Source organism: Luteimonas panaciterrae, assembly GCF_020511115.1.
GTDB classification, from domain to species: domain Bacteria; phylum Pseudomonadota; class Gammaproteobacteria; order Xanthomonadales; family Xanthomonadaceae; genus Luteimonas; species Luteimonas panaciterrae.
On the sequence record NZ_JAJAVH010000007.1, the window covers coordinates 157,263 to 170,930 of the forward strand.

The window sequence follows — 13,668 nt, forward strand, 5'->3', positions numbered from 1 at the left end:
TCAATTTTCACAGCTTTCGCAGAAACACACTCATGCTCAAGATCAACAACCTCCACGCCAGCGTCGTCGGCAAGGACATCCTCAAAGGCGTCACGCTCGAAGTGAAGCCGGGCGAAGTGCATGCCATCATGGGGCCCAATGGCGCCGGCAAGTCCACGCTCGGCAACATCCTCGCCGGACGTGACGGCTACGAGATCACCGAAGGCAGCGTCAGCTTCGGCGATCAGGATTTGCTCGAATTGGAGCCGGAAGCGCGTGCCGCCGCCGGCGTGTTCCTCGCCTTCCAGTACCCGGTGGAAATCCCCGGCGTGAACAACACCTACTTTCTGCGCAGTGCCCTCAACGCGCAGCGCAAGGCGCGGGGTGAATCGGAACTGGATTCCATGCAGTTCCTGAAACTGGTGCGCGAGAAGCTCGCCGTCCTGCACCTGGACGACAAGCTGCTGCATCGCGGCGTCAACGAAGGATTCTCCGGCGGCGAGAAGAAGCGCAACGAGATCTTCCAGCTCGCCGTGCTCGAACCGAAACTCGCGATCCTCGACGAGACCGACTCCGGCCTCGACATCGACGCGCTCAAGCACGTCGCCGAAGGCGTCAACGCGCTGCGTTCACCCGAGCGTTCCTTCCTGGTGATCACGCACTACCAGCGCCTGCTTGATTACATCCGCCCCGATGTTGTTCACGTGCTCGCGGACGGTCGCATCGTCGAAACCGGCGGACCTGAGCTGGCGCTCGAACTAGAACAGCACGGCTATGCCTGGATCCGCGAGCGGATCGCCCCCGAGGCGGCTGCGTGATGAGCGCGTTGCTCCAATCCTTCCGCGAGTCCATCGCGACGCTTCGGTCCTCGAGCGGTCCAGCAATTAGCGACGGCGATCGCCAAACCGCGATCGAATCGATCGTGCAAGACGGCCTGCCGGGCCCGCGCAGCGAAGCCTGGAAATACACCTCGCTGCGAGCGCTGGAACGCCGCGCGTTCGCGCCGTCGCTGGATTTGCCTGCTTTTGACGACACCCTGCTTGCCGGCATTCCCGCGCCGCGCCTGGTTTTCGTCAACGGCTGCTTCGATGCCGCGCGCTCCGATACCTCCCGCCTGCCGGCCGGCGTCGAATTGCGCGTGCAAGCGATCGGAACTCCGTCCTCGGCCAACGACGCAGGCGACTCGCCACGCAGCGATGCGGTATTCGCCAGGCTCAACGACGCATTGGCTGAGACCGGCGTGCAACTGCGCGTCGAAGCCGGCGTTGCGGTCGAATTGCCCGTGCATCTGGTTTTCGTCGGAGCACCCACCCCGCGCGATCTGGCCTGGCACCTGCGCCACGACGTCGTGATCGGCGACGGTGCCGCGTTGTCGCTGGTCGAACACCATCTCCAGGCAGGCGCGCATCGCCACCTGGCCAATACGCGGTTGATGTTGCGGCTCGGCGCCGGGGCGACACTGCATCATGCTCGCGCCCAGCAAGAAGCCGACGGCGCGACCACGGTCCTGCACACCGACGCGACACTGGCGCGCGAAGCCGCTTACCACCGTCTCGATCTCGAACTCGGTAGCGCGCTGTCCCGCCACGAACTCAACATCCGCCTCGACGGCGATGGCGCGCGACTCGTCGCCAACGGCGTCCTGCTCGCCACCGGCAAGCGCCATCTCGACACGCGCCTGGCGATCGAACACGTCGCCCGCGATACCGCTTGCTCGTTGCTGTGGCGCGGCATCGGCGCCGGACGCGGTCATGCCGTGTTCCATGGCGGCATCACCATTCACGAAGGCGCCGACGGCAGCGATGCCAATCTTTCCAACAAGAATCTTCTGCTGAGCGAGAACGCCGAGATCGACACGCAGCCGGTGCTGGTGATCCACGCCGACGAGGTGAAAGCGGCGCACGGTGCCACGGTCGGTCAATTGGACCCGACGGCGATGTTCTATCTGCGTTCGCGCGGACTGCCGTCGAACGAAGCGCGCCATCTTCTGACCGCCGCATTCGTGCGCGAACCACTGGCCGCGGCCACGTCTCCGGAGTTGCGTGAGGCATTGCAAGCCCGCCTCGATGGAGCCTTGCAAGATCTGGTGAGCGAATGAACGAATCGCCATCCATCGGCCCAACTCCCGTTACTCAGCCGGGTGCGGACGTGTCGCACAGCATCGATTGGGATCGCATTCGCGCGGATTTCCCGCTGCTGCGGCGCCAGGTCCACGGCAAGCCACTGATCTATTTCGATTCCGCCAACACCGGACAGAAGCCCGCGGCGGTGATCGAGGCTGTCGATGATTTCTATCGCCGGCACAACGCCAACGTCAGCCGCGCGGTACATCAGCTGGGCAGCGAGGCGACGGAATCCTACGAGAGTGCGCGCAAGAAGCTCGCCCGCTTCCTCAACGTGCGCGCGGACGAACTCGTGCTGTGCAGCGGCACCACTTTCGCGATCAATCTGGTCGCGTACTCGTGGGCGCTGCCGCGATTGAAACCCGGCGACGCCATCCTGCTCACGCGCATGGAGCACCACGCCAACATCGTACCGTGGCAATTGATCGCCGAGCGCACGGGCGCCAGCATCAAGGTGGTCGAACTCACGCCCGAAGGCGCGCTCGACCTCGACATGCTGCACGCGCTGATGACGCCCGAGGTGAAGCTGCTCGCCGTCGCCCACGTCAGCAATGTGCTCGGCACGGCGAATCCGGTACGCGAGATCTGCCGCGAGGCACGGCGCCGCGGCATCGTCACGGTGGTCGACGGTTCGCAGGCGGTGCCGCACCGTCCGGTCGACATCAAGGCGATCGGCTGCGACTTCTACGCCCTCACCGGCCACAAGATGTGCGGCCCGACCGGCACCGGCGCGCTGTGGGCGCGCAAGGAGCATCTTGTCGCGATGCCGCCGTTCATCGGCGGCGGCGAGATGATCAAGGAAGTCAGCTTCGACGGTACCGTCTACAACGACGTGCCCTACAAGTTCGAGGCCGGCACGCCCAACATCGCCGGATTCGTCGGGCTCGCGGCGGCCGTCGATTATCTGGAAGCGCTCGGCATGGCCAATGTCGAGGCCCGCGAGCAGGCATTGCTCGCGCACCTCATGGAAGAACTGTCGAAGTTCGACGGCCTGCGCGTCTTCGGTACCGCACCGGGCAAGGCCGCCGTGGTGTCGTTCCTGGTCGAAGGCGCGCATGCGCACGACCTCGCCACCCTGCTCGACCTGGAAGGCGTGGCCATCCGCTCCGGCCAGCATTGCGCGCATCCGCTGCTGCAGTGGTTCGGCGTGGCCGCCACCTGCCGCGCCTCGCTGGCGTTCTACAACACGCACGAGGAAGTCGAACACTTCGTCGCCGCATTGCACAAAGTACGCAAGCTGCTCGGCTGAGCAGACTGGACCATCGCATGCATTCCTCGCTCGCACGCGATCGGGAAGATCTCGACGACATCCTTGCGCAGGCCTTCCGTCATGCGCAGGCCTATCTGCACGGTCTCGACCAACGCCCCGCCATCGCGGGACTTGCCGAAGGCGATGTCGGCGATACCACCGCACTGCCGGAGAGTGGCCCAGGCGCGGCCGCGGCACTGGATGAGTTCCACCGCGAATTCGAACACCATCTCTCGGCGAGTCCGGGATCGCGCTATTTCGGCTTCGTCACCGGTGGTGCCACGCCGGCGTCATTGGCCGCGGACTGGCTGGTCGGCGCCTACGATCAGAACGCGCAACTCAACAACGACACCTGCGCGCCGCACATCGAAGCCCAGGCCATCGACATGCTGCGTCAGTTGCTGGACTGGCCCGCGCACTGGAACGGCACCTGTGTCACCGGCGCGACGATGGCGAACTTCACCGGCCTGGCGATCGCGCGACAGTGGTGTGGCCGCGAGCTTGGTCACGACATCGCCGCCGAGGGTCTGCACGGCTTGCCTCCGCCGACAATTTTCGCCGGCAGCGCGCATTCCAGCACGCTCAAGGCATTGGCGATGCTCGGCCTGGGCCGCAACGCGTTGCATGCCTTGCCGCTGCTGCCGCAGCGCGAAGCACTTGATGTGTCCGCACTCGAATCCGCATTGGAAGCACTGAACGGCGCGCCCGCCATCGTCTGCGCCAGCGCCGGCACGGTGAATACCGTCGACTACGACGACCTCGCCGCGATCGCGCGTCTCAAGCAGCGTCATCGCTTCTGGCTGCATGTCGACGCCGCCTTCGGCGGTATCGCCGCGGCCTCGAATCAACACCGCCATCTGCTCGAAGGCATCGAGGCGGCCGACTCGGTCACGGTCGACGCGCACAAATGGCTCAACGTGCCCTACGACTGCGCGGTGCTGTTCACGGCGCATCTGCCATTGCAGTTGCAAGTGTTCCAGAATCACTCGCCCTACTTGCCGCCGCCGCGTGCCGTCGTCAACAACTATCTGCACCTGGGCCCCGAGAATTCGCGCCGTTGGCGCGCGCTCCCGCTGTGGATGACCCTGCGCGCCTACGGCCGGGACGGCCATGCCGAGATCGTGGAACGCAATGTCGACGCAGCCCGTTATTTCGGCGAAGTGATCGCCACCGAGCCGCGTTTGCGACTGGCGGCACCGGTACGTCTGAACGTCGTCTGCTTCGGCCTCGCCGACAACGACGATGCGAAGCTCGCGGCGCTGAAGCGACGCCTGGATGCCGAAGGCACGGCCTACTTCTCCACATCGCGCCTGGGCGACCAGGCGATCCTGCGAGCGGCGATCTGCAACTGGCGCACCACCCGCGCCGACATCGATCGCAGCTTCGCCGCGCTGCGTGACTGCCTTGACGCCGAACTGCAATAATCCCGCACCCGTCGTCCCTTCCGCGCAGATGACTTCCACCCTGCAATTCCGTGCCGCCACGGCCGCTGACATTCCCGCCATCGTCGATCTCGTCACCTCCGCCTATCGCGGCGACGCCAGCCGCGTCGGCTGGACCACCGAGGCCGATTTCCTCGACGGCAACCGCATCGATCCGGTCGTGCTGCGGCACGACATCGAGCGCCCGCGCAGCCGCGTCGTGCTGGCCGAGCGCGACGGCACGCTGCTGGCTTGCGCGCATGTCGCCGAGGAAGGCGAGCATGGCTACTTCGGCATGTTCTCGGTCGTTCCCGGCCTGCAGAACGGCGGCATCGGCAAGTTGCTGCTGGCCGAGTGCGAGCGCATCGCGCGCGACGAGTGGACCCTGCCCGACATGCAAATGACCGTGATCGACATTCGCGACGAGCTGATCGCCTTCTACGAACGTCGCGGCTACCGTCGCACCGGCGTCTACAAGCCCTTCCCGCACGGCGATGCACGTTTCGGCATCGCCAAGCGCGACGACCTGCGCTTCGAAGTCCTCGAGAAGGCACTGTAGCCTCGCTTCTGGCCAACGTTTTCGAACAGGAGCAAGCCCTCATGTCCGACTGGATCCGCGTCTGCGCCACGTCCGAGCTGCTGCCGGGCGAGACCGCCGTGGCCTGGGACGGCGACACGCCGATCCTGGTCTTCAACTACGACGGCGACTACTACGCGCTGGAAGACCGCTGCAGCCATGAGGACTTCGAACTGTCCGCTGGTATTTTCGATGCCGACGAGGCCACCATCGAGTGCGCGCTGCACGGGGCCAAGTTCGATGTTCGCGACGGCCGGGCCCTGTGCGCGCCGGCCTATGCCCCGGTCCCCAAGTTCCCGGTCAAGGTCGAGGACGACGCGGTCTGGACCCGCGACGACCGCTGAAAACACCCTTTAACCGGCCCTAGGCCGGCCCAAACGCCTGCCGCGCCTTTGTAATCAAGAATAATTATCATTAAGATATGGGTGAGCCGGCCGTCGGCCGGGATTGGGATCGCCCTGTAATGAATATCTCCGCGTTGGCTGTCGCTCCACTGGCAGCCGCCCTGGCGACCGCGCTCGCCTCCCCCGCGTCGGCGTCCGACGCGCTCCCCGCCACGACCGTGGCCGCGACCGGATCGGCCACATCCGCCGAGGCCGAACAGAAGGAAGCGACCCAGCTCGACACGATCGAGGTCGAGGGCCGCCAGGTCCGCAAGGTCGCCTCCCCCAAGTACACCGAGCCGCTGCTCGACACGCCGCAGTCGGTCACCGTCGTCACCAAGCAGGCGATGGACCAGCAGGGTCTGCTGTCGCTGCGCGATGTGCTCTCCACCCTGCCCGGCATCACCTTCGGCGCGGGCGAAGGCGGCGGCGGCTACGGCGACAGCATCACGCTGCGCGGATTCAACGCCAGCAGCGACATCACCACCGACAACGTACGCGACAGCGCGCAGTACAGCCGCACCGATACGTTCAACATCGAAGCGGTGGAGCTGATCAACGGCGCCAATTCGGTGTATTCCGGCGCCGGCTCGGTCGGCGGCAACATCAATCTGGTCAGCAAGTCCGCGCGCGGCGGTGATTTCACCCTGCTGCAGGGCGGCGCCGGCACCGACGGCTACGGCCGCATCACCGTCGACAGCAATACCGATTTCGACAACGGCACCGCCTTCCGCATCAATGCGATGGTGCACCAGAACGACGCGCCGGGCCGCGATTTCGAGGACTTCGAGCGCTGGGGCATCGCGCCGTCGATCGCGTTCGGCCTGGGCAGCGACACGCGCTTCACGCTGAGCTATCTCCATCAGCACGACGAGAACGTTCCGCAGTACGGCGTGCCGTACTTCAGCGCCTTCGGCGGACCGCTGCCGGGCGTCGATCCGGAGAACTACTACGGTTATCGCAACCTGGACAAGCAGGAGATCGACGTCGACATGCTCACCGGCGTGTTCGAGCACGATTTCGGCGAGAACACGACGCTGCGCAGCCTGGCGCGGTTCCAGAAGGTCGATCAGCTCACCGTCGTCGATGCGCCGCAAGGCACGTGGTGCCTGGAGAACGGTATCAATCCGGCGACTGGCGCGACTTGCACATCGCCCAATACCTATCGGCCGAGCGGCCCGCGCGGCCACTCGCGCGACACCAGCAACGCGATCGCGATCAGCCAGACTGACCTGACCACACGCTTCAACACCGGCGCGGTCGAGCATGCGCTGGTCGCCGGCGTCTCGTTCTCGCATGAAAGCTTCGATCTGGACACGGTGAACCTGACGCGCAATCCGGACGGCAGCCCGGTCACGCTGCCGCCGATGTCGCTCACCGACCCCGACGGGCGCTACACCGGCCCGATCAATCCCACCCTGACCGGCCGCACGGAAGGCACGCTGGACAACCAGGCGTTCTATCTGTTCGACACGCTCAAGTTCGGCGAGCATTGGATGCTGAACCTCGGTGCGCGCTACGAGCACAACGAGGGCGACAGCGCCATCTGGAACATCAAGACCTATACCGCGCCGACGTCGACCAATCCGAACCCGGACAACAGCAACATCGGCGCCGTGCTCGGCAGGGGCACTCCAGCACGCAATGAGGACGACCTGTTCTCCTATCGCGCCGGCCTGGTCTACAAGCCGACCGCGAACGGCACGATCTACCTGTCGTACTCCAACAGCAAGACGCCGTCGAAGGCCTCGGTCAATGGCTCATGCACGCTGACCAGCGCCACAGGCACGGCGAATTGCAATGTCAATCCGGAAACCGCGGTCAACATCGAACTCGGCACGAAGTGGGAATTGTCCGAGGGACTGGCCCTCACCGCGGCGATCTTCCGCAACGAACGCCAGAACTACAAGGTGGCGGACCCCGGCAATCCAGACAACCCTCTGGGCGAGCAACAGCTCGACGGCGAAGCGCGCGTGGACGGCATCACGCTGGGGCTGGCCGGCCGCATCACCGAAGCCTGGGAGGTGTACGCCGACGTCGCCTGGCTCGACAGCGAAGTGCTGCAAGGCATCTCCGACTACAGCAAGCGCACAGGTGTCGTCGATCTGCTCAAGGGTCGATCGATCAGTGGCACGCCGGAGCGCTCCGGCAGCGTGTGGACCACCTACGACTTAAACGCCTGGACCTTCGGCTACGGCATCACCTATCAGAGCGGCTACGAGTGGTACAACGCCAGCGGCGCCAACGGCGGAGACGTCAGGGGTTACACCACGCATCGCGCGATGGTCGCCTACGAAGTCAACGATCGACTGAGCCTGCAGCTCAACGCCAACAACCTGTTCGACAAGGAGTACTACCTCCGCGTCCGCAACAATGGCTGGGCGACGCCGGGCGATGGCCGCCAGGTGGTGTTGAGCGCCAGTTACAGGTTCTAATCCGCCAACTCCGGCCACGCGGTGCTCGCCCCGGCGAGCACCGCATCGAGAGCAAGCCATGCTGTTGCAGATTCCCCAAGTCCTCACCGCCGAGCAGGTCGCGCATTGCCGCGAACGGTTGGAACAGGCCGACTGGGCCGACGGCCGCATCACCGCCGGCCATCAGTCCGCCAAGGCCAAGGACAACGCGCAGCTGCCGGAAGATTCTCCGGTGGCACGCGAACTGGGAACGCTGGTGCTTGAGGCGCTCGCGCGCAACAGCACGTTCTTCTCGGCGGCGCTGCCCAAGCGAATCTATCCACCGCTGTTCAATCGTTACGCCGGCGGGCAATCGTTCGGTTATCACATCGACAACGCGATCCGCTACGACCGCAGTAGTGGCCGCGCCGAGCCGATCCGCACCGACCTGTCGGCAACACTGTTCCTGAGCGCGCCGGAAGAGTACGACGGCGGCGAACTGGTGATCGAGGACACCTTCGGCGCGCAAAGCGTGAAGCTGGCCGCGGGCGATCTCGTGCTGTATCCCGGCACCAGCCTGCATAAGGTGCTACCGGTGACGCGCGGCACGCGACTGGCCTCGTTCTTCTGGATCCAGAGCATGCTGCGCGAGGATTCACAGCGACGCCTGATGTTCGAACTCGATGTATCGATCCGTCGCCTCACGCAGACCGTGCCCGAACATCCGTCGCTGGTGCAACTGACCGGCGTGTACCACAACCTGCTGCGGCGCTGGGCGGAGCCGTGAGCGACGCCGCACGCACGCCGGCCGCCGACATCTCCGCACAACAGCGGCGCGGCTTCTGGTTGCGCACGCTGCATCAATGGCATTGGATCAGCTCGGCGGTGTGCCTGATCGGCATGCTGCTGTTCGCGATCACGGGCATCACGCTCAACCATGCCGCGAAGATCGAAGGCAGCCCGAAGGTCGTCAACGAGAAACTCGTGCTGCCGGCGACATTGCTCGGCTCGCTCGGCAAGCGGGATGCCGGCAACGCGCCCTTGCCTTCCAGTGTCGGCGACTGGCTCGGTGAGCGGTTGAAGATTTCGATCGGAAGCCGCGAAGCGGAATGGTCCGAGGACGAAGTCTATCTCTCCATGCCGAGTCCCGGCGCCGATGCCTGGCTCAGCATCCAGCGCGCGGACGGCACCGTGGAATACGAGCGCACCGATCGCGGCTGGATTTCCTATCTCAACGATCTGCACAAGGGCCGCAACGCCGGGCCGGCCTGGGGCTGGTTCATCGACATCTTCGCCATCGCCTGCGTGATCTTCACCGTCACCGGACTCTGGCTGCTGCAACTGCATGCGCGGCAGCGCCGCATGACCTGGCCCTATGTCGGGCTCGGACTGCTGGTGCCGCTGCTGCTGGCACTGATCTTCATTCACTAATCGCAAGGCTTCTTCATGCGCGTTCAACTCACCATTGCTCTGAGCGGCCTGCTGGCCATGCCGGCCTACTCCGCCGAATTCGATCTCGACATCGAGATTCCGCAACTCAAGGTCGCCGAATACCATCGTCCGTATGTCGCGGTCTGGGTGGAAGGCGCGGACCAGAAGGCGGCGGCGAATCTCGCGGTCTGGTACATGAGCAAGGACACCAAGGAAGGCCACGGCACGAAGTGGCTGCCCGACCTGCGGCAATGGTGGCGCAAGAGCGGACGCACGCTGAAAGTGCCGGTCGACGGCGTCACCGGCCCGACGCGTCCGGCCGGCAAGCACGCGCTGAATTTCGATAGCAAGAGCCCGCAGCTGGCACAGCTCGCGCCCGGCGACTACACGCTGGTGGTGGAAGCCGCGCGCGAGGTCGGCGGTCGCGAACTGCTCAAGATTCCCTTCCGCTGGCCCGCGCAATCACCGCAGACCGGCAAGGCGCAAGGCACGACCGAACTCGGCGCGATCGCGCTCTCGATCAAGCCTTGATCGTCCATCCGATTTTTCTTTCTCCGGCACCCCACGTTGCCGCTTCGACGGAGCACATCATGAAACGTCTGTCCTTCTTCACCCCAGCCGTCCTCGCGCTGGCGATCGCCGCGCTTCCCCTGTCGGCCTTCGCTCACAAAGCCTGGTTGATGCCATCGCAGACTGTGATCGCGGGTGAAGATCCGTGGATCACCGTCGACGCCGCCGTCTCCAACGACCTGTTCTATTTCAACCACGTGCCGCTGCGTCTGGACAACGTCGTCATCAGCGCGCCGGATGGCAGCCGCGTGGAAGCGCAGAACAGCGCCACCGGCAAGTACCGCAGCGTGTTCGATGTGCAGCTCAAGCAGGCCGGTACCTACAAGATCGGCGTCGTCAATGATTACGCCATCGCCAGCTGGGACGTGAATGGCCAACGCAAGCGCTGGCGCGGCACGCCACAGGCACTCGCCACCGAGGTGCCGAAGGATGCGCAGAAGCTCGAGATCGGGCAATCGCTGAGCCGCGTGGAAACCTTCGTCACCAATGGCTCGCCGAACGACACCGCGCTCAAGCCCAGCGGTGACGGCCTGGAACTGGTGCCGGTCACGCATCCCAACGACCTGTTCGCCGGCGAGGAAGCGAAGTTCCGCTTCCAGATCGACGGCAAGCCGGCCGCCGGCCTCGCGGTCGAGATCATCCGCGGTGGCACGCGCTATCGCAACGCGCAGGACGAGATCAAGCTCACCACCGACGCCAACGGCGAGTTCAGCGTAAAGTGGCCGGAAGCCGGCATGTACTGGCTCAACGCGAGCAGCGAGGACGACAAGGCGACGGTGCCGCAGGCCAAGCAGCGCCGCCTCGGCTACGTCGCGACGCTGGAAGTGTTGCCTCAGTAAGGCGGCCGCTGTTTCGGTCACAAGCCGTCTTATTCGACCGTGTCGGACTCCGCGTCTTCCATCGCCACGCAAGCCGTGCACATGCTCTATGGCGAAACCATGGGCACACGCTGGCGCGTGAGCGCGGTAGCGTCCACGAATGTCGATCTGCATCTTCTGCACCACGACATCCAGTCCCGGCTGGATGTCGTGGTGGCGCAGATGAGCACGTGGGAAGCGGATTCGGATATCTGCCGTTTCAACCGCGCACCCGGCGGTACTTGGCACGTGTTGCCGCAAGCCTTCTTCGATGTCCTGCGTTGCGCGCTCGACATCGCCGAGGCGAGCGGCGGCGCTTACGACCCCACCATCGGGCCGTTGGTCGGCCTGTGGGGGTTCGGTGCCAACGGCGCCGGTCATCGTATTCCGGAAGCAGAAGAGATCGCCGCTGCGCGCGCGCGTGTCGGCTGGCGGCGCATCGAACTCCGCGCCGAAACCCTGTCGGCCTTGCAGCCAGGCGGTGTTTCACTCGACCTTTCGGCGATTGCAAAAGGTTACGGGGTGGATGCAGTCGTGATGTGCCTACGCGAACGCGGCATCGCGGCGGCGCTGGTGGACGTGGGCGGCGAACTTCGCGGTTACGGCCACAAGCCGGATGGCAAGGCATGGCACGTCCTCGTCGAGTCCGAGGAAGAATCGGATGACGACGAACCTTGCGTGCTCGTCCTGGAAAGTGGCAAAGCAGTCGCGACCTCCGGCGATCGCTGGCATCGCTTCGAACAGGATGGCCGCCGCTATGCACACACGATCGACCCACGCAGCGGACGACCGGTCGAACACGCGCCGGCTTCGGTCACCGTCATCGCCGACACCGCCATGCAGGCCGATGCCTGGGCGACCGCATTGACCGTCATGGGCATGCAGGACGGCGTCGCCTTCGCCACACGCCATGGCCTGGCGGCACGCTTCGTTGCACATGCCGAGGGGCGAATCGACGTTCGCGCCACGCCAACCTTTCCGCAACCGCCCGCGGCATGAGTTCGCGGCGCAAGTCGAAGGTGATGTCACGACAGTTGCTCGGTAACGCGGCCGTCCTGTTTGTGCTGTTGATCGCGATCGTGGCCCTGCTGCCGCTGCACGACGATGTCTGGTGGTATGGATCGCCGCGCGCGGAACGGTGGGCGCTCGCAATCTTCGCGATCGTGCTTTATGCCGCATTCTGCGGCGCTCTCTGGTGGCGGACGTCGAGCGCTTCGCGCGAGGCGCGCCAAGCCCTTGCGGCATCCGGTGCGAATGCCGGCATCCTCGTGGCCTGGGCCAGCCAGACGGGCTTCGCCCAGCAGATCGCCGAACGCACCGCTGATTCGCTGGCGAAGGCGGGAGTCGCCGTTCGGCTCAGCGAGCTTGCCGATATCGACGCGTCCATGCTTAGCGCGCACGAGCGCGCCTTGTTCGTCGTCAGCACCACGGGCGAAGGAGACGCCCCCGATCATGCCCTCGCCTTCGTGCGCGATGTGCTCGACCGGGAAGTCGCACTCAGCAACCTGCACTACGGCATCCTCGCGCTCGGCGATCGCAAGTACGCGAATTTCTGCGGCTTCGGTCATCGGATCGAGCAATGGTTGCGACGCGGCGGTGCGACATCCATGTTCGATCTGATCGAAGTCGACAACGGCGACGCGGGCGCGCTGCGTCACTGGCAACACCATCTCGGCCTGCTCGCCGACGCGCCGGAGTTGCCGGATTGGGCGCCAGCCAGCTACGAACGCTGGGTGCTGCACGAACGGCACGAAGCGAACCCCGGAAGCACCGGCGGCAGCGCCTATCACATCGAGCTGCGGCCGCCGCCGGAAACCACACCGGGCTGGCAAGCCGGCGACATCGCCGAAATCGGTCCGCGCAATGCGCCGTCAGCGGTCGCCGCTTCCCTTGCCGCGCTGGGAATCCGGGGCGATACCGAAGTGGTTCGTGACGGAGAAAAAATCACGATCGGAGAACTTCTGGCCCGATCGCATTTGCCGGCAACATCGGAAGCCGTGACTCCGGACGCGCAGACGCTGGCTCAGAATCTGAACCCGCTACCGCATCGTGAATATTCCATCGCGTCGCTGCCTCAGGACGGCGGTCTGCACCTGCTGGTGCGGAAGATGCGACGCGGCGATGGTCAGCCCGGACTCGGCAGCGGATGGCTATGCGATCACGCGCTTCCAGGCGGCGAGATCGCATTGCGGATTCGCAGCAATCCCAACTTCCATCCGCCCGCCGAGGAACGACCGATGCTCCTGATCGGCAACGGCACGGGCATCGCGGGCTTGCGCGCGCACCTGAAGGCGCGTGTCGCCGCCGGCGCGCGGCACAACTGGCTGGTGTTCGGCGAGCGCAATGCCGACCGCGACTACTTCTATCGTGATGAGATCGAAGGCTGGCGAACGGATGGTTTCATCGAGCACCTCGATCTCGCGTTCTCGCGCGATCTGGCCGAAAGCGCCGAAGGCGTCATTGAGAAGCGCTACGTGCAGCATATTCTGCGCGACCGTGCGGAGCGTCTACGCGTTTGGGCGGCAGAGGGCGCGGCGATCTACGTCTGCGGCAGTCTCGAAGGCATGGCGCCGGGCGTGGACGCCGTGCTGCGCGAGACCTTGGGAGATGCCGCGGTCGACGGCATGCTGATCGACGGCCGCTATCGTCGCGACGTGTACTGATCGGCGCTTCGGCGCGATGCGC

At 65.2% G+C, this 13,668-nt stretch carries 13 protein-coding genes; all 13 read left to right on the forward strand.

The window, feature by feature from the left end:
- Nucleotides 1–32 precede the first annotated feature (32 nt).
- The 13 genes from sufC (at nt 33) to LG367_RS08860 (ending at nt 13,646) form a co-directional block, all read left to right on the forward strand.
- On the forward strand, nt 33–797 hold the full coding sequence (sufC, locus tag LG367_RS08800; protein WP_226468872.1) for a Fe-S cluster assembly ATPase SufC: 765 nt from the start codon (nt 33–35) through the stop codon (nt 795–797).
- The gene (gene sufD / locus LG367_RS08805; protein WP_226468873.1) at nt 797–2,077 is read left to right on the forward strand and encodes a Fe-S cluster assembly protein SufD; all 1,281 of its coding nucleotides are present in this window, start codon (nt 797–799) and stop codon (nt 2,075–2,077) included. Before sufC ends, sufD begins: the two co-directional genes overlap by 1 nt.
- On the forward strand, nt 2,074–3,351 hold the full coding sequence (locus tag LG367_RS08810) for a cysteine desulfurase (RefSeq protein WP_226468874.1): 1,278 nt from the start codon (nt 2,074–2,076) through the stop codon (nt 3,349–3,351). Before sufD ends, LG367_RS08810 begins: the two co-directional genes overlap by 4 nt.
- A 17-nt stretch (nt 3,352–3,368) precedes the next feature.
- Complete coding sequence (locus tag LG367_RS08815) at nt 3,369–4,775, forward strand: pyridoxal phosphate-dependent decarboxylase family protein (protein ID WP_226468875.1); 1,407 nt, start codon at nt 3,369–3,371, stop codon at nt 4,773–4,775.
- Nucleotides 4,776–4,803: 28 nt separating this feature from the next.
- The gene (locus tag LG367_RS08820; RefSeq protein WP_226468876.1) at nt 4,804–5,331 is read left to right on the forward strand and encodes a GNAT family N-acetyltransferase; all 528 of its coding nucleotides are present in this window, start codon (nt 4,804–4,806) and stop codon (nt 5,329–5,331) included.
- A gap of 41 nt (nt 5,332–5,372) precedes the next feature.
- On the forward strand, nt 5,373–5,693 hold the full coding sequence (locus LG367_RS08825) for a Rieske (2Fe-2S) protein (protein ID WP_226468877.1): 321 nt from the start codon (nt 5,373–5,375) through the stop codon (nt 5,691–5,693).
- A gap of 119 nt (nt 5,694–5,812) precedes the next feature.
- Nucleotides 5,813–8,167, forward strand: a complete 2,355-nt coding sequence (locus tag LG367_RS08830) for a TonB-dependent receptor (protein WP_226468878.1) — start codon at nt 5,813–5,815, stop codon at nt 8,165–8,167.
- A 58-nt stretch (nt 8,168–8,225) separates the two neighbouring features.
- Entirely contained in the window at nt 8,226–8,912 is a 687-nt protein-coding gene (locus tag LG367_RS08835; RefSeq protein WP_226468879.1) for a Fe2+-dependent dioxygenase, read from the forward strand.
- Nucleotides 8,913–8,941: 29 nt separating this feature from the next.
- Entirely contained in the window at nt 8,942–9,556 is a 615-nt protein-coding gene (locus tag LG367_RS08840) for a PepSY-associated TM helix domain-containing protein (protein WP_226469256.1), read from the forward strand.
- Between the two features lie 15 nt (nt 9,557–9,571).
- Nucleotides 9,572–10,087 (forward strand): DUF2271 domain-containing protein, encoded by a 516-nt coding sequence (locus LG367_RS08845; RefSeq protein ID WP_226468880.1) that lies wholly within the window; start codon nt 9,572–9,574, stop codon nt 10,085–10,087.
- A gap of 59 nt (nt 10,088–10,146) precedes the next feature.
- Nucleotides 10,147–10,965: a DUF4198 domain-containing protein gene (locus tag LG367_RS08850; RefSeq protein WP_226468881.1), complete on the forward strand. Its 819-nt coding sequence runs from the start codon at nt 10,147–10,149 to the stop codon at nt 10,963–10,965.
- A gap of 81 nt (nt 10,966–11,046) precedes the next feature.
- The gene (locus LG367_RS08855) at nt 11,047–11,982 is read left to right on the forward strand and encodes an FAD:protein FMN transferase (RefSeq protein WP_226469257.1); all 936 of its coding nucleotides are present in this window, start codon (nt 11,047–11,049) and stop codon (nt 11,980–11,982) included.
- Nucleotides 11,979–13,646, forward strand: a complete 1,668-nt coding sequence (locus LG367_RS08860) for a sulfite reductase subunit alpha (RefSeq protein WP_226468882.1) — start codon at nt 11,979–11,981, stop codon at nt 13,644–13,646. Before LG367_RS08855 ends, LG367_RS08860 begins: the two co-directional genes overlap by 4 nt.
- The last annotated feature ends 22 nt before the right edge of the window (nt 13,647–13,668 follow it).

Excerpts from the sequence above, each read along its gene's own strand:
- sufC (WP_226468872.1), top strand. The coding sequence starts at position 33 with ATGCTCAAGATCAACAACCTCCACGCCAGCGTCGTCGGCAAGGACATC.
- sufD (WP_226468873.1), top strand. The coding sequence starts at position 797 with ATGAGCGCGTTGCTCCAATCCTTCCGCGAGTCCATCGCGACGCTTCGG.
- LG367_RS08810 (WP_226468874.1), top strand. The coding sequence starts at position 2,074 with ATGAACGAATCGCCATCCATCGGCCCAACTCCCGTTACTCAGCCGGGT.
- LG367_RS08815 (WP_226468875.1), top strand. The coding sequence starts at position 3,369 with ATGCATTCCTCGCTCGCACGCGATCGGGAAGATCTCGACGACATCCTT.
- LG367_RS08820 (WP_226468876.1), top strand. The coding sequence starts at position 4,804 with ATGACTTCCACCCTGCAATTCCGTGCCGCCACGGCCGCTGACATTCCC.
- LG367_RS08825 (WP_226468877.1), top strand. The coding sequence starts at position 5,373 with ATGTCCGACTGGATCCGCGTCTGCGCCACGTCCGAGCTGCTGCCGGGC.
- LG367_RS08830 (WP_226468878.1), top strand. The coding sequence starts at position 5,813 with ATGAATATCTCCGCGTTGGCTGTCGCTCCACTGGCAGCCGCCCTGGCG.
- LG367_RS08835 (WP_226468879.1), top strand. The coding sequence starts at position 8,226 with ATGCTGTTGCAGATTCCCCAAGTCCTCACCGCCGAGCAGGTCGCGCAT.
- LG367_RS08845 (WP_226468880.1), top strand. The coding sequence starts at position 9,572 with ATGCGCGTTCAACTCACCATTGCTCTGAGCGGCCTGCTGGCCATGCCG.
- LG367_RS08850 (WP_226468881.1), top strand. The coding sequence starts at position 10,147 with ATGAAACGTCTGTCCTTCTTCACCCCAGCCGTCCTCGCGCTGGCGATC.
- LG367_RS08855 (WP_226469257.1), top strand. The coding sequence starts at position 11,047 with ATGCTCTATGGCGAAACCATGGGCACACGCTGGCGCGTGAGCGCGGTA.
- LG367_RS08860 (WP_226468882.1), top strand. The coding sequence starts at position 11,979 with ATGAGTTCGCGGCGCAAGTCGAAGGTGATGTCACGACAGTTGCTCGGT.